This is a genomic window from Pseudomonas sp. AM8 (genome assembly GCF_036346475.1).
Classification (GTDB): Bacteria; Pseudomonadota; Gammaproteobacteria; order Pseudomonadales; family Pseudomonadaceae; genus Aquipseudomonas; species Aquipseudomonas marginalis.
In genome coordinates, this window is sequence record NZ_JAOTNX010000008.1 from 334,287 (window position 1) to 353,251 (window position 18,965).

The 18,965-nt window shown below is 59.2% G+C and carries 17 protein-coding genes; 9 read left to right on the forward strand and 8 right to left on the reverse strand.

Features of this window, described 5'->3' with window-relative positions; translation table 11 throughout:
• Window positions 1-581 precede the first annotated feature (581 nt).
• Complete coding sequence (oprI, locus tag V3W40_RS20670; RefSeq protein WP_003172710.1) at window positions 582-833, forward strand: outer membrane lipoprotei OprI; 252 nt, start codon at window positions 582-584, stop codon at window positions 831-833.
• Window positions 834-971: 138 nt separating this feature from the next.
• On the opposite strand, the gene V3W40_RS20675 is transcribed toward oprI, so the two are convergent.
• The 3 genes from V3W40_RS20675 to V3W40_RS20685 form a co-directional block, all read right to left on the reverse strand.
• Window positions 972-1,940: a L,D-transpeptidase family protein gene (locus V3W40_RS20675; RefSeq protein WP_027606975.1), complete on the reverse strand. Its 969-nt coding sequence runs from the start codon at window positions 1,938-1,940 to the stop codon at window positions 972-974.
• 73 nt (window positions 1,941-2,013) lie between these two features.
• Window positions 2,014-2,307 carry a hypothetical protein gene (locus tag V3W40_RS20680; RefSeq protein ID WP_003172705.1) on the reverse strand — a complete coding sequence of 98 codons (294 nt, stop codon included), beginning with the start codon at window positions 2,305-2,307 and terminating at the stop codon, window positions 2,014-2,016.
• Between the two features lie 58 nt (window positions 2,308-2,365).
• Complete coding sequence (locus V3W40_RS20685) at window positions 2,366-2,971, reverse strand: arylesterase (protein ID WP_027606974.1); 606 nt, start codon at window positions 2,969-2,971, stop codon at window positions 2,366-2,368.
• Between the two features lie 10 nt (window positions 2,972-2,981).
• Between V3W40_RS20685 and V3W40_RS20690 the strand changes: the two genes are divergently transcribed.
• A complete protein-coding gene (locus V3W40_RS20690; RefSeq protein ID WP_005786391.1) occupies window positions 2,982-3,665 on the forward strand; it encodes an ABC transporter ATP-binding protein in 684 nt (227 codons plus the stop codon).
• Window positions 3,665-6,175 carry an ABC transporter permease gene (locus V3W40_RS20695; RefSeq protein WP_330215565.1) on the forward strand — a complete coding sequence of 837 codons (2,511 nt, stop codon included), beginning with the start codon at window positions 3,665-3,667 and terminating at the stop codon, window positions 6,173-6,175. Before V3W40_RS20690 ends, V3W40_RS20695 begins: the two co-directional genes overlap by 1 nt.
• Before the next feature lie 45 nt (window positions 6,176-6,220).
• Here V3W40_RS20695 and greB read toward each other — a convergent pair whose 3' ends face one another.
• Window positions 6,221-6,694, reverse strand: a complete 474-nt coding sequence (greB, locus tag V3W40_RS20700; RefSeq protein ID WP_027606972.1) for a transcription elongation factor GreB — start codon at window positions 6,692-6,694, stop codon at window positions 6,221-6,223.
• A gap of 113 nt (window positions 6,695-6,807) precedes the next feature.
• Window positions 6,808-7,791, reverse strand: coding sequence for a hypothetical protein (locus V3W40_RS20705; protein ID WP_027606971.1), 984 nt, complete (start codon window positions 7,789-7,791; stop codon window positions 6,808-6,810).
• A gap of 210 nt (window positions 7,792-8,001) precedes the next feature.
• Between V3W40_RS20705 and V3W40_RS20710 the strand changes: the two genes are divergently transcribed.
• Genes V3W40_RS20710 through V3W40_RS20720 form a run of 3 tightly spaced genes read left to right on the forward strand, consistent with a single transcriptional unit; the run spans window position 8,002 to window position 11,411 of the window.
• Window positions 8,002-8,928: an ABC transporter ATP-binding protein gene (locus V3W40_RS20710; RefSeq protein WP_074844639.1), complete on the forward strand. Its 927-nt coding sequence runs from the start codon at window positions 8,002-8,004 to the stop codon at window positions 8,926-8,928.
• Entirely contained in the window at window positions 8,925-9,650 is a 726-nt protein-coding gene (locus tag V3W40_RS20715; protein WP_065947241.1) for an ABC transporter permease, read from the forward strand. The genes V3W40_RS20710 and V3W40_RS20715 overlap by 4 nt, the downstream gene beginning before the upstream one ends.
• A 15-nt stretch (window positions 9,651-9,665) precedes the next feature.
• Window positions 9,666-11,411, forward strand: coding sequence for a Gldg family protein (locus tag V3W40_RS20720; protein WP_330215566.1), 1,746 nt, complete (start codon window positions 9,666-9,668; stop codon window positions 11,409-11,411).
• Window positions 11,412-11,413: 2 nt separating this feature from the next.
• Here V3W40_RS20720 and V3W40_RS20725 read toward each other — a convergent pair whose 3' ends face one another.
• The 3 genes from V3W40_RS20725 to V3W40_RS20735 form a co-directional block, all read right to left on the reverse strand.
• On the reverse strand, window positions 11,414-11,722 hold the full coding sequence (locus V3W40_RS20725) for a hypothetical protein (protein ID WP_065924423.1): 309 nt from the start codon (window positions 11,720-11,722) through the stop codon (window positions 11,414-11,416).
• 264 nt (window positions 11,723-11,986) lie between these two features.
• A complete protein-coding gene (locus tag V3W40_RS20730) occupies window positions 11,987-12,421 on the reverse strand; it encodes a DoxX family protein (RefSeq protein ID WP_027606966.1) in 435 nt (144 codons plus the stop codon).
• A 104-nt stretch (window positions 12,422-12,525) separates the two neighbouring features.
• A complete protein-coding gene (locus tag V3W40_RS20735) occupies window positions 12,526-13,944 on the reverse strand; it encodes a transglycosylase SLT domain-containing protein (protein WP_330215567.1) in 1,419 nt (472 codons plus the stop codon).
• 236 nt (window positions 13,945-14,180) lie between these two features.
• Between V3W40_RS20735 and V3W40_RS20740 the strand changes: the two genes are divergently transcribed.
• The 3 genes from V3W40_RS20740 to V3W40_RS20750 all read left to right on the forward strand — a co-directional run.
• Window positions 14,181-14,987, forward strand: coding sequence for a TatD family hydrolase (locus V3W40_RS20740; RefSeq protein WP_065947238.1), 807 nt, complete (start codon window positions 14,181-14,183; stop codon window positions 14,985-14,987).
• A gap of 96 nt (window positions 14,988-15,083) precedes the next feature.
• Window positions 15,084-16,565, forward strand: a complete 1,482-nt coding sequence (locus V3W40_RS20745) for a methyl-accepting chemotaxis protein (protein WP_315871330.1) — start codon at window positions 15,084-15,086, stop codon at window positions 16,563-16,565.
• Window positions 16,566-16,763: 198 nt separating this feature from the next.
• The coding region (locus V3W40_RS20750; protein WP_330215568.1) for a DUF6531 domain-containing protein at window positions 16,764-18,965 on the forward strand (2,202 nt) is incomplete at its 3' end.

An 18,965-nucleotide genomic window follows, 5' to 3' on the forward strand; every position in this document is an offset into this window, starting at 1 on the left:
CCCTACCTTACCGATGTTTTTCCGGCGAAGGAACATCTACGCCACCCCGTGCCGGTTTCGACAACGAGAAAACCTTGAGCGCTCACAACCAGCACGTAGGGAATAGTAGGCACCAATCCTTTAATTGCTCAAGGCGTACCCGTCATCCCTGCCGCTGGTGGATATAGAAAGGGCCTCGATCAACCGGTGACCGAAAGCCTGAACATTGCCGGCAGTTGAACCTTGAGACGAACAGACGCTCTTAAAGTCACCTCTACATGCGTAAAAGATGCTCGGGCAAGCAACCTCAAGCCTAACCAAAGTGTCGGCGTGGATATATAAATTTTCATCTGGTTGCCAGGCCCGGCACATGCGGGCCGGCCCTTTCAGCCTGGATCCAATTTTCATCCGAATGAAAAAAACTGGACAGTTTTTATACAAACCTCAAAAAGGTTAGCCAAAATAGATTCGGTACAAGAATTTTTTTTGCTTCTTGCGCTACGTCAGTTTACTTACTACAAGTAATGGGTAGTATGTACGCCGGCTATTAGCTCACTCTGAGAAAGTAGCCATTTAATAGAAAGTCCTTGAAGGGGAACACGATGAACAACGTTCTGAAATTCTCTGCTCTGGCTCTGGCCGCAGTTCTGGCTACCGGTTGCAGCAGCGTCTCCAAAGAAACCGAAGCTCGTCTGACTGCAACTGAAGACGCAGCAGCTCGCTCCCAGGCCCGTGCAGACGAAGCCTACCGTAAAGCTGATGAAGCTCTGGCTGCTGCTCAAAAAGCACAACAGACTGCTGACGAAGCTAACGAGCGCGCTCTGCGTATGCTTGAAAAAGCTAGCCGCAAGTAATAATCCCTCGGGATTGTTATCAAGCCGATCCATTCTTGGATCGGCTTTTTTATTGCCTGCGATTCGGACCAGAACCCCGCGCAATAAAAAGCCCGCCGCAGCGCAAGGCCTTGGCGGGCTCAGGAGCGGGCCAGTCGCTTATTGCTGCAGGTCGATCGGCGCGCTGGAAGCTATCGGTGCAGCACCTGGCACACCGATCTCGGTGGGCAGGCCATCTTCGGCCGCGACGACATCACGCACCTGATCCCAGTTCACCCGCAGGTTATTGGCCAGGTCTTCACGCTTGAGCAAGGCATTGATCACCGCTGTGTGCTTATCGACCACCGACGGCGTGCCATCGTCGTTCAAGGGCGTATGCGCCTCGAGATAGACCTTGCCGCCGCTGCTGCCGAACTTGTAGGCATCGTTGATGATGCGCACCGACGTCCCCACCGGGACCATGCCGGCCATTTCCAGTACGTTGTTGTTGAACATGCGGAAGCAACCGTGGCTGGTACGGGTACCGATGCCGAACTTCATGTTGGAACCGTGGATGAGGTAACCCGGCGTCCCCAGGGTGAACTTGAACGGCCCCAGGGGATTGTCCGGGCCGGCCGGCACCACATTGGGCAACGGGTCGCCGTTGGCGGCGTGCTCGGCCTTGATCGAGGCCGGCGGCGTCCAGGTCGGGTTCGGCGTCTTGGCGATGATGCTGGTGTGCGCAATGGGCGAGCCCCAGCCTTCACGGCCAATCCCAAGCGGGAAGGTGTAGACCACATCCTGCCCCTTGGGGAAGTAGTAGAGCCGGTATTCCGCCAGGTTGATCACGATGCCCTCACGGGGGCCCGGCGGCAGGATGAAGCGTGTCGGCAGGACGATCTCGGTCCCCGCCCCCGGCAACCAGGCATCGACGCCCGGATTGGCCGCGACCATTTCCGAATAGCCCAGGTCGTAGGTGGTACCCAGGTCGGCAAAGGTGTCTTCGTACTTGGCCTTGATCACCTGGACCTGCCCGACGATGTCTTCGCCGGGTGGCGGCAGGGGCAACTGCAAGGCGGCGGCAGGACCGGCCGCACACAAGGCAGCAAGAGACAGGCAGCAGGTGACGACGGAAAGGCGCGACAACATCCGGAAAATCCTTCGCAGAACGACGGGTAGGTAAAAATCGATTGTATACGTGAAGCGGACTTCTAGCTGCCCCCTACAACTCGAAACGCAACTCGGGCCAGATTGGCGGCGTGCCACGCTTCTGCGACTCCAGGATCGCCCGGCACAAAGGGCACAGGCGCTGGTCCTGGAAGATCGAACGGTCGACCAGGGACCAACGCGGCTGCGCCGGCAATAACGTACCGCACAGGGTGCGGTCGATGGAGCCACCCAGTTCCAATTGACGCGTCACCAGATGCACCCGCACTTCCTGGCAGGCGAACAGATCCAGCTGCTCGTCCGGCTCGATCAGTTGGTAGTTAAACAGGGACCAGGCAGGACGCGACATCGGGGGCTCCAGATCGGGGGGGCGCCACCTTAGCCGAAAGCCTGCCGGTAGAAAAGCGTCATAGCAGCGGTTTTAGCGTCGGCCAGACATTTTCCAGCAATTTGCCCTGGGCGCCGACAGCCGGGTGCAGTCCATCAGCCTGCATCAACGCCGGGTTGCCACCGATACCCTCCAGGAAAAATGGCACCAACGGCACCTTTTTAGCCGTTGCGACGTCATTGAATACCTTGGCGAATGCATCGACATAGCGCTTCCCGTAATTGGGCGGAATCTGCATGCCCAGCAACAGTACCTTCGCACCGCTGGCCTGGGACTGCTCGATCATCGACGCAAGATTTTGTTGCAATTGCGCCGGCGGCTGCCCGCGCAAGCCGTCGTTACCACCCAATTCGATCACCACCACGTCCGGCTTATGCGCTGCGAGCGCCGCCGGCAGGCGCGCGAGGCCTCCGGCACTGGTGTCGCCGCTGATGGAGGCATTGACCACTTTATCGTCGAAACCTTCCTTCTTGAGCCGTTGCTGCAGCAATGCGACCCACCCTTTGCTGGTATCCAGGCCGAAACCGGCACTGATACTATCGCCAACGATCAGGACTGTACCCGCCGCTGCGTTCTGGGCCATGCACATCAAGGCCAGGCCAGCACTCAAAAACCACATTCGCATCGGATTCTCCATGGGCGCAAGCATTCTCACCGCGCGGAACCTCAGCAAAGTGGTTCCCAGCGCGGAAGGTGAACTGACTATCCTGCACGAACTGAGCCTGGAACTGAACAAGGGCGATAGCCTGGCTATCGTCGGCAGCTCCGGTTCCGGTAAATCCACCCTCCTCGGTCTGCTCGCCGGCCTCGACCTGCCCAGCAGCGGTGAAGTCACCCTCGCCGGCCAGGCGCTCAGCACCCTCGACGAAGACCAGCGCGCGCGCATCCGTGCCGAACACGTGGGCTTTGTGTTCCAGTCGTTCCAACTGCTCGACAGCCTCAATGCGCTGGAGAACGTCATGCTGCCGCTGGAGCTGGATGGCCGCAAGGACGCCCGCGAACGCGCCAGACACCTGCTGGAGCGCGTGGGCCTCGGCCAGCGCCTGACCCACTCCCCACGCCAGCTTTCCGGGGGCGAACAGCAACGGGTAGCGATTGCCCGCGCCTTTGCCGCCGAACCGGACGTGCTGTTTGCCGATGAGCCCACCGGCAACCTCGACAGCCACACCGGCGAGCGCATCAGCGACCTGCTGTTCGAGCTCAATAAAGAAAGCGGCACGACCCTGGTGCTGGTTACCCATGACGAGCGCCTGGCTCATCGTTGCCGACGCCTGATCCGCCTTGAAGCCGGCCTGATGGTCGCCCCCCTGGAGCCTTGATGGCACGTTTGCCGCTGTTGCGCCTGTTCAGCCTTGCCCTGCGCCAATTACTGCGTGATGCCCGCGCCGGCGAATTGCGTGTGTTGTTCTTCGCCCTGTTGGTGGCCGTGGCCGCCAGCACCGCCATCGGTTATTTCGGCGCCCGCCTCAACGGCGCCATGCTGTTGCGCGCCACGGAGTTCCTCGGCGCCGACCTGGTACTCGAAGGCAGCTCACCAGCACGCCCCGAACAAATCAGATCCGGGACCGAACTGGGCCTGGATCACGCCCGTGTGGTTGAGTTTTCCAGCGTCATTGCCACCGATAATGGTATCCAGCTCTCCAGCATCAAGGCGGTCAACGAGCAGTATCCGCTACGCGGTCAACTCAAGAGCGCAGCAGCCCCCTTTGGGGACGAAACCCCGGGCGGCGGGCCGAAACCCGGTGAAGCCTGGGTCGAGTCGCGGCTGCTGACGGCACTGGACCTGAACGTCGGCGACACTATCGATGTGGGTATGAAGACCTTGCGCCTGGCACGCGTACTGACCTACGAGCCGGATCGCGCCGGCAACTTCTATAGCCTGACGCCCAGGGTGATGATCAACCTGGCGGACCTGGACGCCACCGGCGTAGTCCAGCCAGGCAGTCGCGTCAGCTACCGCGAGTTGTGGCGTGGCCCGCAGGCCAGCACCGCGCTGCAAACCTATCGTGACCTGATCAAGCCGGGGCTCGCTGCCAACCAGCGTCTTCAGGATTCACGGGACGGCAACCAGCAGATCGGCGGCGCCCTGGGCAAAGCCGAGCGCTACCTGAACATGGCCAGCCTGGTGGCCGTGCTGTTGGCCGGCGTCGCCGTGGCCCTGTCGGCCAACCGCTTTGCCACCCGCCGTTTCGACGCCAGTGCGTTGCTACGTTGCCTTGGGTTATCGCGACTCGAGGCCATGTTGCTGTTCAGCCTGCAATTGAGCGTACTGGGGTTGCTGGCGAGCCTGGCCGGCGCCCTGCTCGGTTGGCTGGCACAGTTTGGCCTGTTCTATTTCCTGCACGACCTGTTGCCGGCGGATGTTCCGCCTGGTGGACTGTTGCCGGCCATTGCCGGGATCGGCACCGGGCTGGTTGCTCTCGCGGGATTCGCGCTGCCACCGTTGGCCGCCCTCGGTCGCGTACCGCCGCTGCGAGTGCTGAGGCGCGACCTGCTGCCTATCCCGTCCAGCACCTGGATGGTCTACGGCGCCGCGTTGTTCGCCCTGGGCCTGATCATGTGGCGCCTGAGCCTCGACCTGGTGCTGACCTTCGCCCTGCTGGGCGGCGGCGTGGTCGCCGCGCTGGTTCTGGGGGGCTTGCTTCTGCTGCTGTTGCAAAGCCTGCGACGTCTGTTGGCCCGGGCGTCCCTGCCGTGGCGCCTGGGCCTGGGCCAATTGCTGCGCCACCCGCTGGCGGCGGCGGGCCAGTCCCTGGCGTTCGGCCTGATCCTGTTGTCCATGGGCTTGATCGCCCTGCTGCGTGGCGAATTGCTGGACACCTGGCAAAACCAGCTGCCCAAGGACGCCCCCAACTATTTCGCCCTGAATATCCTGCCGGCCGATAAGGACGCCTTTGGTGCTCGCCTGCTGGAAGTGCAGGCGCAATCCGCGCCGCTGTACCCGGTCGTGCCAGGTCGGTTGATCAGTATCAATGGCGAGCCGGTACAGGAAATAGTCAGCAAGGACTCCAGCGGTGACCGCGCCGTACAACGCGACTTGAGCCTGACCTGGGCCGCCGACCTGCCGCCGGGCAATACCCTGACCGAAGGCTCATGGTGGTCGCAACACCCCCCCGATGGAATGCCCGGAGTCTCGGTAGAAGCCAAGGTCGCGCAGAGCCTCAAGCTCAAGTTGAACGATCACCTGGTGTTCACCATCGCCGGGGAAAACCGTGAGGCGCGGGTTGCCAGCCTGCGAACCATCAACTGGGATAACTTCCAGCCGAACTTCTTCATGATTTTCCAACCGGGAACCTTGACGGACCTGCCGGCCACCTACCTGACCAGCTTCTACCTCGCGCCAGGGCATGATCAGCAGATCGTTGATCTGTCCCGCGCCTTCCCGGCGGTGACCATCCTGCAGGTCGAGGCGCTGCTGGAGCAACTGCGCAGCATCCTCGCCCAAGTGACACTGGCGGTGGAGTACGTGTTGTTGTTTGTGCTGGCCGCTGGGATGGCGGTGCTGTTCTCCGGCCTGCAAGCCACCTTGGATGAGCGTATTCGCCAAGGTGCACTGCTCCGGGCACTGGGCGCGGAGCGCAAGCTGCTGGTCAAGGCGCGGCGCATCGAGTTTGGCTTGCTGGGCGCAGTCAGCGGCTTGCTGGCGGCACTGGGTACCGAGTTGGTGACGTGGGTGCTGTACCGCTATGCCTTCGACCTGGCCTGGCAACCGCACCCCTGGCTGTTGCTGCTGCCTGTGATCGGCGCCGCATTGATCGGCGGTGCCGGGGTGTTCGGCACGCGCCGTGCGCTGAATGCCAGCCCGCTGACGGTTTTGCGCGAGGGCTGAGCGGTCCATGACCCGCCTGCCTCACGGGGGGCGGGTCAATGTCGCTTACTTCACGTACTCGATAGCGGTGATCCACCAGCACACCTCACCTCCCGGGGTCTGCACAATGGCCTCATCGTCGACTTCCTTGCGCAGCAGCGCACGGGCCATTGGTGAATCGATGGAAATATAGTCCATCCGATCATAAATCTCGTCATAGCCGACGATACGAAAACGCTTGGTCTCGCCCTGTTCGTTTTCAATCTCGACCCAGGCGCCGAAAAACACCTTCCCTTCCTGCTCGGGCATGTACTCCACCACACGCATGTCTTCCAGGCGCTTGCGCAAGTAACGCACCCGCCGGTCGATTTCGCGCAGCAGCTTCTTGTTGTACTGGTAGTCGGCGTTCTCGCTGCGATCCCCCAGGGAAGCAGCCCATGTCACCTTGCGCGTGGTATCCGGGCGCTTTTCGCGCCACAGGTAATCCAACTCTTTCTTCAGCGCTTCATGACCTTCTTTGGTTATCAGCTTGGTACTCAAACGCATGCATCCCCAGGCAATGTCCATAGGTACCGATAAGGCAGGAAATCACATCCAGGCGTCGGTTCGCTGGCGCTGATGATAAATGAACCCAGGAAAGTAGCCAGGCCTGTCTAGCTATCCAACGTCTGATCCAGTTCAAGCAGCACGCCCCGCAAGCTCTGGCGTAAACTCGAGACTTGCGAGGTCATCACCTTCAGGGCTTCGGTCCGCTGACTGACTGCCAGGGACTGGTCATGCAGTTGAGCGGTGCGCTGCTCCAGATCCCGGACCCTTTCATCCAACTGGGTTTGCTCCTGCTGCAAGCGGGCCTGCCATTGATCAAGCGCGGTTTCCCTCTCCGACGCAGCGAGTTTCTGTTGGGCCAGCTCCTGAGCAACACGAGCCAGGTTGGTCAGCGTACTGCCTACTTCAAACAAGTGGTCGTCGTCCGCGGGCGCCGAAAGCTTCGGCTGCGCCGGGGCGCTTGGCTCATTCAGGACAACAGGTACATCCTGGACAATGGCCACAGGCGCGTCGACCAACATCTGCCGGGGCTCTTCTACGACAGGTTCAGGTACGGGAAGCGGAGTAGGCTCGGGTGGATTCGCCCCCCTGACAGATGAACTCATTTTCGATGAGAAACGAATGGAAGGCACAATTAATGAAGCACTTTCGATTGCCGGCAGCACCGGCGCAGACATTCCCAGGGAGATCACTTTCATCACCAGGGCTTTCTTGATGATCACCGAATGATGCTCTTCGGGCCTCGCAGGCGGCAGCTTGCAGCCTTTTAAATCGATAAAATGATAAGGCACCTGAGTTTCGGTAACACCCGCTTTAGTGCCTGCCGCCGCCGAGGTGAGAATTTGCTTGAAAACATGCATTGCCACATGCAGGTCCTCCTTGGACTCCACTCCCCCCAGAAAATACCGATCAAGTTTTTTGCGCAAGGCTGCGACATACACCCTGGAACTCGCCGGCTCAACCTCTTCATCCAAGCTATAAACAAGAAAGTTGGAGGCAATCTGGCCTACAGCAAACCCACAGAGCAATGCACCGTTAACCGGAGCATCTTGACCATCGCGTTCAAGAACAAGGGTACGTAGAAGCATCATGGTGATCGGGCCTCATTACAAAATTCGAAAAGTCTCTATAACCTTCAGACCATCACTCAATAATTAAAGGTTAAAAACACAAAACAATTGTTTCAGCGACGTGCCTAGCGCGCACGTAGGACTTTTCCTATTAATGCTGAGCGGCGTTCCCAAAAACAGATATTGCTCGTACCCTTTTCAAACTCTCCCTCCACGACCACACCACGCTAAATGATCGAAATCATCAACCTGACAAAACATTTAAACAATAAGAAAATAATCAGCGATTTTTCATTCAGCGCAAACAAACAGGAATGCCTGGGACTATTCGGAGAAAATCCTACAGTTAAAACGGCCCTTCTCGACGTAATATCGGGCTCGACCACGCCTTCCAGCGGGCATATAAACATCCAAGGCTTCAATACTAAAGCCCATCCATTAAGAGCAAAAAAACTTATCGGCTACCAACTTCACAGATGCGTCAGTCATCCTACGATGTCGGTTAAAGAATTCCTTGACTACATCGCGGCCATTCGCGGACTGCGCGGCACCGAAAAACGCGCACAGGTGGACTATGCCGCTACGCAACTGGAGTTGTTGCCGGTGCTCAACGCTCCCCTCGAGGCTCTCTCCATCGGTTTGAAGCGCAAAGTCACCATTGCCCAGGCCATCCTGCACACCCCTGCCTTGCTATTACTGGATGAACCGACCGAGGGGCTGGCACCTGATCAGAAATACAAATTCAGGAGCCTCATCCAGTCATTGACGCAAGAAATGACCGTGATCGTCGCTTCCCGACACTGCGATGAATTATCCGAACTCTGTACGCGCGCCCTGGTTATCGCAGGTGATCGCCTGGTGGCCGATACCCCCATGCCAGATCTGCAACGCGACTCTCGCCATTTCCAGGCGGTCACCCTCGCCGCAGATGCCCCCTTGGACCTGCTGGCTCTCGCCGTACTGCCGGGGGTGGCAGGCATCGAAGAACATCGGCATGCACCCGGCACGGTGACCGTCCTGGCCATGCCGGGGCACACCATCTACCCCCATATCAATACGCTCATTGCCAATCGTCGCTGGAAAATCAACTCACTGAGCCTGGAGCCTGGTCGCCTCAGCGACGTAGTTCATTATCTGAGCCGAGAGACCCCCCTTTGAAACTGCTGCCCGTCATATTCAAGCGTCAACTCGTCCACTATGCCGGTACACCCGGCACCTATCTGAGCATTGCCATTTTTTCAGTACTGTCCGTGGCATTGGGGTTGCACATGAGCGCCTGGCCAGAACAGGACAGCAGTCACTTGCAGGTTTTCTTCCAGCTACACCCCTGGCTCTATTTATTGCTGATTCCAGTACTGGCGGCACAACTCTGGTCGGACGAGTCCAATGCCGGTTTTCTCGACCTGATGAAAACATTACCCATCACCACGTTTGAATGGGTTATCGGCAAATTTCTAGCAGCCTGGGTCGTGGCGGCCACAGCCCTGATATTGACCTTCCCTCTCGTGATCATTGCCAACTACCTGGGAGTGGCGGACAACAGCGTTATTGCCTCGCAATTTATATCGAGCTGGCTGCTGGCGGGCAGTTATCTAGCCGTCGGCTGTTTTATTTTCACACTGGTGCGGCAACGCACTGCCCTTTTCATACTGACTGTGGGCTTTATGCTTATCGTCAGCGCACTCTCTTATTTACTCGATGCACTTGAACATCAAGCCCCCACCTGGGCGGTGGACAGTCTGGTCTCCCTCAGCCCTTTTTCGAGGTACAGCGCTATCGACAATGGAAAGTTCACGCTTCGTGACATGCTTTACTTCATCAGCATGATCTTGGCCTTTCTCGCAGCGACGACCGTCACTCTCAACTATAGACACAGCTGAGAAGGAAAGCCCTCCATGCGACCTACTCTGCGCACCGGCATGACACTCACTGTTATCCTGTTACTATTCCTGGCGTTTAACTTAGTTTGGGTAGGAAAAATTCCAAATATCCGATGGGACTTCTCACAAGGAAAAACGCATACCCTATCGCCTCAAGTACGACAGTTACTCGCGTCATTGGAAAACCCTGTGGATTTGTATTATTTCAATGCCCATGACAGCCCTGGACGAAGCTACACCTTGAAACGCTATGGCAAGCGCATCGAAGACCGGTTGATGGAGTACGAAAAAGCAGCAAAAGGCATGATCAACCTGCACCTTATTGATCCCATACCTTTTTCAGAGGACGCCTACAAAGCCAGATTGTTTGGCCTCGACGACAATGCGGGATTCATGGGCCTGATCGGCACCCGAGCCGGCTATGGAGCGCAACGCATCGAATCATTCAGCCTGGATCGTGAGCCATTGCTCGAATATGAAATCAGTCATTTGATCTACAAGTTGCAGCATCCGGAGCGCCCCGCTATCGGACTGCTGTCAGGGCTGGCGATGGGAGAATCCGCGGACCGATTGTTGAAGGCACTGCAGCGACATTTCAATCTGGTCAATCTGGGAGCAACCACCGAGCGCGTGCCGGAACAGGTCAAGACGCTCATGGTCGTGCATCCACAGGCGCTGCCTGAGCAATCGTTATATGCGGTTGAACAATTTGTATTGAAGGGCGGTAAATTGATGGCATTTATCGACCCGTTTAGCGAGCAAAGCTCGAACACCCCATCCGCCAATACCCGACTGACTGATTTGCTTGCCGCTTGGGGAATACAGATGCCGGCGAACAAGTTTCTGCTCGATCACCGCTACGCGGCGTCGCACACACCAGTGAAAGGGAAGTTCACAGTGCAGCATCCGGGCAGGTTGATCCTGCCCCGGCAGGCAATGAACACAGGCGATCCGAGCACCTGGAAATTGAATAACGTGACGGTATCAAGCAGCGGCGTGCTGTTTCGCCGCCAGAAAGGCCGCACGACCCTGACCCCTCTCCTGCAAAGCTCCCTGCAATCCGAGTTGCAGGAAACCGACCGGCTTGCCTCAGCAACCGAGCTTGATTCAACGGCCAATGAGGCCTCCAGCCAAACACACCGCCATGTGATTGCAGCCCGTATAGAGGGGCCTGCCTATTCAGCATTCCTCGATGGCGTGGAAGGACAGCCGGCAGCTGTGCAAAAAGCGGCGCAGATCCATGTGGTGGTAGTCGCCGACACTGATTTGCTCACGGATCAAGTCAATAGCCCAGCGCCCGACAGCAACACATTGTTTATCTTGAATACGCTGGATAACTTGTCCGCCGGTGATGTACTGACCAATATTCGCCCGCACGCGTCGGCGCAAAGATCGCCAAACAGGCTGGAACGGATGCGCGACAGCGCCGTACACGCCTACACGCAGAAGGCGACTGAATTGGAACAACGCCTGCTACGGACAGAACATGAATGGCAAATGCTGCGCCCAACGGAGGTGCAGCTCGGCTCCCAGACCGTGGACACCACCACCCAATTGGTTGCACTCAACAAGGAGCGACTGCGCTTGCCAATGGAATTACATGCCTTGAAAGCCGAGGCATACGCGCAGGTACATCGCCTGGAGTTCGCCATAAAAATGCTCGTGGCACTGGCGATACCCCTGATGCTATGCCTGGTTGCCTGGGTGGTTTTTCTGTGCAATCGACGGCGTCGACTACAGGCGGGCGTCGCGCTCTACTGAGTTCAACGCCTGGCAATCAGCCCCTGCCGGGCAATGCGGGTCAATTGTCGGATGACTTCCTGCGCGTCGCTCGCGCTGGGGGCCTGGATAACCGCAAGATCGAAGCTGTTATTCGCAAACCGGGCAAGAGAATCGCCATCTTCCACAAACTGAATCAAGAATGCCGATGGCCGCCCGCTGCGACGTGGCCACCCGTCCAGATAACGTAAGAGCGTAGGCTGATGCTTGCCGCCCAGGAGGATTTTTGGATTGCGTTGGGTGAGGTCCGCGGTGATCGGGGCCAGGCGTATCAGGGGGCGTAGTGCATTCATCGTGTCGTGTCTCTGCCTCAAAAGTCTGCGGGCAGGTGAGAGGCAACACCGAACCAGCGCTTTAGCGGTATTTCGAAGTTGCCTCCCCAGGGGAGAACAGGCTTCTGTCGGGCCCTATTGATGAGACCCAGTGGCGCCCCGCAATTAGCTGTTTAAATCGGCGCATGGGCAGCATCCTAGAGAAGCCGGTGGGGCGGTGTCAAGAATCCCGAGCAACGAAAAGGCCCACACAGTGGTGGGCCTTTTCAGAGTTTTGTGCCGGTGTCAGTTGGCGATGGCGCGGTCGGCAGACAGTTTGCCAGCACCTTCCAGCAGCACCGCCAGGGAGCCGCCCAGCAGGGCCAGTGCGAACTCATAACCGTTGTTGGCCATGAACAAGCCGTTATGGATATGCACCGAGAAGATCGCCACCAGCGACAGAATGGTCAGGCCCAATGCCGCCGGGCGTACCAGCAAACCGATGATCAGTGCCAGGCCGGCAAAGAACTCGGTTCCGCCCGACAGCAGCGCCATCAGGGTACCCGGCGCCAGGCCAATGCTTTCCATCCACTGGGCGGTGCCCGCCAGGCCATAGCCGCCAAACCAACCGAAGAGTTTTTGCGAACCATGGGCGGCAAAGATGATGCCGACGACGATGCGCAGGATGGTCAGGCCGTAGCCGGCACGAGTGGACAGTACGCTTTTGATCATTGGGCTCATGGGGGTGGATCCTTTTCGAAGTAGGGGTTGGTTGGCCGCTATATTAATCAGTTTAAGTAATGATAAAAGCCGAAAAAATGCCTGATTAACATCGAAAAAATAGATTATTTCGAGGCGATTTTCGGCGCCGGCGGTTCCAGGGACTCTCGCTCCCGATCAAACGCCAAGTAGTACTTGTTGACGCTATTAACATAGCTGACGCCCCCCATCCCCACCTGCTCCATGGCGATGCGCTCCACCTGGAAGAACCATTGATTGGGGTTCAGTCCCCGGCGCCTGGCCTCGGTGCGCATGCCCTGCACCCGCTCCGGCCCCATGTTGTATGCAGCCAATACGAAGGCCATGCGCTCGCGCTCGTTGAGCTTGGGGCTGGCGAAGAATTTACGACGGATCAACGCCAGGTAACGCGCGCCGGCCTGCACATTGCTGTCGAGACTTTCGATGTTGTTGACGCCCACCCGCTGCGCTGCCGAAGGGGTGATCTGCATCAGGCCGGTAGGGCCGCCGCTGTTGCGCGCACCCGGGTCAAAAGCCGACTCCTTGAACGCCAGCGCCGCGAGGTTCAGCCAGTCCATGCCTTGCTCACGGGCGTGCTTTTGCAATACCGGGCGCAGCTTTTCGAGGCGCTGGCGGTCGACATGGGCCAGTGGGTTGCGCACCTGGTAGAGGCGCCGATAGATGCGTTGGAATGCCACATCCTGGTCGGACGGCGTGCGATAGGTCTTGAGAAATCGATCAATACTGGCCCGCAGCATCGAGGCGTCCTGGCGCACAAACCAGTACTCGTCGCCCGGTTCGCTGATTGCCACCTGCTTGTCGAAGCGCAACTTGGGCAGGATCTTCGACCAGCGCTCAGCAATCGGCTTCTCGACAATAGTCAGGTGAAAAATACCCGCCTGGACCATCTCCAGCACATCCTCCACCGCCAGGGTCGGGTCCACCCATTCCACCTTGACCGGCGGCTGTTTGTGCAAGGCCAGTTTCTGGTTGACCTGGCTGATGGCATCCGCCGCCGCGCTGCCGGTGGTCAGCGCCAGGGTGCGCCCGGACAGTTGCTCCAGCTTGGTAAACCGCCGCTCACCCTTCACCCCCACCAGCCATAACGGCACACCGCTGGCGATCGGATCGCTGGTGCTGATCTTGTGTGCGGCCTTCACATCCAGCAATTCACCGGGGGCCACCAGGTCACCTTCGCCACGGGCGAGTGCGCCGAGCAGTTGGTCCTTGGCCTTGGGAATGATCTTGAGGTTGATTTCCTGGCCATCACGGGCGTGGCCATTGAGGTATTGCTCGAACGCACGCAGACGATGGTATTCGACACCGATGGCCTGGCCCTGGACCTCGCCGGAACTGTTACGGCTCTGGTTGACCAATACACGCAGGGTGCGACTCGAGCGAATCTCCGCCAAGTCGCGCACCTTGCCGGGCCTGGTCACTTCCAGCGGCCCGTCCAGACGCGCGAGCGCCGCCGCGGGCAGCAGCAGCGTCAGGCACAACATAAGCAACACCGAGGGTCGGATCATCCGCTCTCCGGAAAGAATACTGGCCAACACCCTCGCGAAAAACGAGGCGTTGGGGGTCAGATACAGAGCGCTTTAAGCGCTGGCAAGACGCGCAACGGTGGCACAGTGCAAGGCGTGCAGCCAACCACGATGTCACTTGCGACGTTCAAAGACAGCTATAACTCGTTGTAGTTCTTCGTTTTTCTTATAAATCTACAGCTCTGATATGCTTTCCGGCCGCAGGCGGAGATAGCACCATGCAACTCATTGATATCGGCGTCAACCTGACCAACCCCAGTTTCGACGAGAAGCACCAGGCCGTTCTCGACCGCGCCTATGCCGCCGGAGTGCAACAATTGGTGCTCACCGGCACCAGCGTCGACGGCAGCGAACAGGCCTTGGAACTGTGCGTCAACCTCGATGACAGCGGCCAACGCCTGTTCAGCACGGCCGGCATCCACCCCCACTCCGCCAGCGATTGGAACGGCGATAGCGCCAGGCGCCTGCGCGGTTTACTCAGCGAAAGCCGCGTACGTGCGGTGGGCGAATGCGGGCTGGATTTCAATCGGGATTTCTCTCCGCGCCCGCAACAGGAAAAAGTCCTCGAAGAGCACTTGGCTCTGGCGGTTGAGCTCAAACTGCCGGTGTTTCTCCATGAGCGCGACGCCAACCAGCGTCTGCTGGAGATCCTCAAGGACTACCGCGACCACCTGAGCGCCGCCGTGGTGCATTGCTTCACCGGCGAACAACCGGCGCTGTTCAGCTACCTCGATCTCGATTTGCACATTGGCATTACCGGCTGGATCTGTGATGAACGCCGTGGGACGCACCTGCATCCGTTGGTCAGGGAAATTCCCCGTGGTCGTCTGATGCTGGAGAGCGATGCGCCCTACCTGCTGCCGCGCACCCTGCGTCCAAAGCCGAAAAACGGCCGTAACGAACCCGCCTACCTGCCGGAGGTGCTGCGCGAAGTCGCCCTGCACCGCAACGAAACGGCCGAGGACCTGGCTCAGCACAGCACCGCCTGTGCCCGCGCGTTTTTTGGGCTGCCTGCCGTGGATTGATGCGGTGCATTGACCCATGTCAAAACCGCTTTGCTGAGTAGCGGCACAATAATGGCACCTTGCCAATGCTGTTTCCGCTATCAGAGAAAACCTTCCATGGGTGCCTGGCTTAGCAATATCTCGCTGAAATACAAATTCTGGGCCGTCAACGCGGTCGCCTTTATCACGACCCTGCTCCTGGTGCTGTACGCCGTGCATCTCGAACAGCAATCGCGCAGCCATGCGTCCCAGGCCTCGGCACAGGCCCAGGCGCAATTGCTCGGAGCCTGGCCGGCCGACAAGGCCCTGCCCAAGAGCGAGCACTGGCTGACGTTTGCCCGCGGCCAAGTCCCACAGCTGGCCGATCAGAATCTGTCAGCCCTGAGCAGCAACACGGGTTGGGTCGAACTCAACCCCATGCCGCTGTTCGGCGAAAACACGCTGATGGGCGCCGAAGTGATCGCCCGCCCTGATGGGCAATACATCGCCGTGCTCGCCCACGCCCCCAGCCTGAGCCAGGTATTCAGTGAACGCTTCGCCAACTATGCCGTGGCGGTGCTGATCCTGATGCTGGCGATGCTCTGCGCCTCCCAATTGCTGATCCGCTTCCTGCTCAGCCAACTCAACACCCTCAAGGACGTGATGCTGCACGTGGAGAAAACCGGCGACCTGTCCGCCCGCGTACCGTTGGCCTGCAAGGATGAAGTCGGCCAGATGGCCAGCGCCTTCAATGCCATGCAAGCCGGTTATCAGCGCGTGGTCAGCACCGTGGCGCGCACCGCCAAGCTTCTGGACGAGGGTGCCGCTCGATTGGCCAGCAGCATGAACGAGGTACAACACGGCATGCTTGGCCAGCAAAGCGAGACCGACCAGGCCGCCACCGCCATCAACGAAATGACCGCCACCGTCTACCACATCGCCCAACATGCCGGCGCCACCCGCGACTTGTCCCAGGCCGCCGATACCCTCGCTGGCAGCGGTCAGGACGTGGTCACCCGCGTACAGCATTCAATCGCCGGCCTGTCTTCCGGCGTGCAACAGACCGCCGAAATGATCCAGAAACTGGCCGAGGACAGCCAGAAAATCAACAGCGTGGTCAGTGTGATCCACAGCATCGCCGAACAGACCAACCTGCTCGCCCTCAACGCCGCCATCGAAGCGGCTCGCGCCGGGGAAATGGGCCGTGGGTTTGCCGTGGTCGCCGACGAAGTGCGCAACCTGGCCAAGCGCGTGCAAAGCTCCACCGACGAAATCACCCGCATGGTCTCGGCGCTGCAGGCCGGCACCCGCGACGCGGTGGACTTCATGCAGGAAAGCTCGTTCAAGGCCGACGACTGCGTACAACAAGCCCTGGAAGCCGGCACAGCGCTCGCCGAAATCACCACCGCCGTGGCGCAAATGCGTGAAAGCAACACCCAGATCGCCGTCGCCGCCGAACAGCAAAGCCACGTGGCCGAAGAGATGAACCGCGCAGTGGTGAGCATTCGTGATGTGACCGAGAACACCGTGCAACAGACTGTGGATTCGGCGACCACCAGCAATGAGCTGGCAACGTTGGCTGGTGAGTTGAGCAAGGCGATTGGGCAACTGAAGCTGTAGGGCTTCTCCACCTGTAATCCGACTCCTACGATCGACTCTGCGTTTACCCGAAGTCTTGGCGAACCCTCCTAGCCGTCCTGGCGAATAGCGCCGACTTCTTTACCTGACGAACCTCTCCAAAGTCTCTCGCCTGATCATTCAGTGCGAGGGACCGCCGATGCACCTACCCGTTAATGCCCTGGTTGTCGGGGCTGCCTCTTGATTCCCGTCATTGCCAGCTTTGTCCTGGCCCCCATGGATGCCAAGGCGCCGGACGTTGAGCGCGTCTTTCGTGACTTTCGCGGTTGCCTGAATACCTTTGATGAGTGGGCCGAGGGGTTCTTGAGCGCTTCGGCACTGGAAGTGGATCAGGTGTTCAAAGTTGGGGAAGAGGTGGCGCTGGTGGCGCCGGCTTCCTCCAAAACCCCCAGTAACACCGTCGCCAGGTGCGATGCCCAGGGATCGCTGACCCTGGTGCATATGTTCGAAAGCACTCGGTTTGTACCGATCGGCAATACGCCGGTGATGCTGCAAGCCATTGCCCAGGACGGCAGCCCGCTCGGCGCACCACTCCATCGGACCATCGGTCCCAGCGGCATCCTCGAAATCACCGAGTGTGATCGCAACCTGCCGTACCGAATCAGTTTCTACCCCAATATTTCCAGGGATCACGCCAAGGCGCTGTATGGCTCTTATCAGTCGGTGATCGTGGGGTTGGAGGGTCACCTGCGTGACGAATGGACCAAGACCTTCCAGCCCCAATGGGACGACTTCGCCAACGCCACGCCGCTCGAACGTAGCGCGATGCAGGGCTTGGCCTTTTCCACCGGAATTGCCAAGGCGTTCTACAACCTGTGGGACAACGTTACGCAGCTGTATGACTTGCTGGCGGACCTCAAGGCCAACAGCGAGAAATTGCTGCAGTACATCACCCAGGCCGAACTTGATGAACTGCTGAGGCTGGGCAACGACGCCATCGCAAAGGGGCTGTTGGTGCTCAGCGATGAGCCGCTGCTGTTTATCTACCTGTCGGCCATGGTCAGTTGGCTACGCCTGCTACCGCCGCCCGAGCTGTATGAAGTGCTGGGCGAGATCACCGGTGAGGTGCTGATCAATCTGTTTCTGATCTGGGCGACCCGTGGCATGGGCGTGCAGATTCGCCTGGGCGCTCAGGTGCTGGGACATATCAAATCCGGACGAGCGCGCCAGTGGCTGGAGAGGCTGGCTGATCAGTTGGTGGGGCCGACGTTGGACGCGCATGCCGAGGCGGCTAAACCTTTGCTGCTCGGTGGCCCGGCGACAGCGATCAAGACCGTACCGGTTGCGCCATTAAAGGCTGGGGAGCATGTGGTTTCGAACCCGGTGCCGGCGGTTCGCAGGAAGACTCAGCAGACGGTGTTGGTCCGCCAGGAGCCTGTCGATGATGTTCCAGTTTCAGGGAAGAACCCGAACGGGGATGCGGCGGCCCCTTCGGATAAGACCGTCACCAACGGCTGCCCCGTGTCGATGGTTACCGGGGAGGAATTGCTCACCCTCACCGACGGCACGTTGGATGGAATCTTGCCGTTCGAGTGGACACGGTTGTACCGCACCAGTGCGGTGGAAGTGGATGTCGGGTTGGGGTTTGGCTGGAGTCATTCGCTGGCGCATCGGCTTGCGGTGTCGGGCGATTCGGTGGTGTGGACGGACCATGAGAATCGCACTACTTCATTTCCGATGCCGACCGTTGCTCGACCCGCCATCACCAATAGCCTGGCCGAAGCCGCAATCTATTTGGGCGCATCGCCGGACGAACTGGTGCTGTCCCAGGCGTCGCGGTTTTATCACTTTCGTGACGGTGTGTTGGTCTCGATCAGTGATGTGTATGACAACCGGTTGCGGATTAGTCGGGATTTTCTGGGGCGCATCGAGCGGCTGGATAACGGTGCGGGGTGTGCGCTGTTCCTGCGCTATGAATCGGACCGCATCGTGGCGGTGGACTACCAGGTGCAGCGCGCCGAAGGCCGTGGCCCGTATGTCTGGATTACTGAGCAGAACGTCGTTTCCTACGCCTACGACGACGCTGGCCGACTGGTCTCGGCGACCAATGCGCTAGGTGAAAGCGAGGTTTACCGCTACGACGATCAGCACGTGATTCTTGAACGTGGACTGGCCGGTGGGGCGAGTTTCTTTTGGGCGTGGGAACGGTCCGGCAAAACGGCGCGATGTGTTCGGCATTGGGCCAGTTTTTCCCAGATGGATACGCGGTATGCCTGGGGGGACGACGGCCGTGTCACGCTGCATAACGCCGATGGCAGTCAGGAAGTGTACGTCCATGACGACCGGGCGCGGCTGGTGCAGCGGATTGATCCGGACGGTGCGCAGCACTTCAAATCCTACGATGACAAGGGCCGGCTGACGGTTGAGCAGGACCCGCTGGGC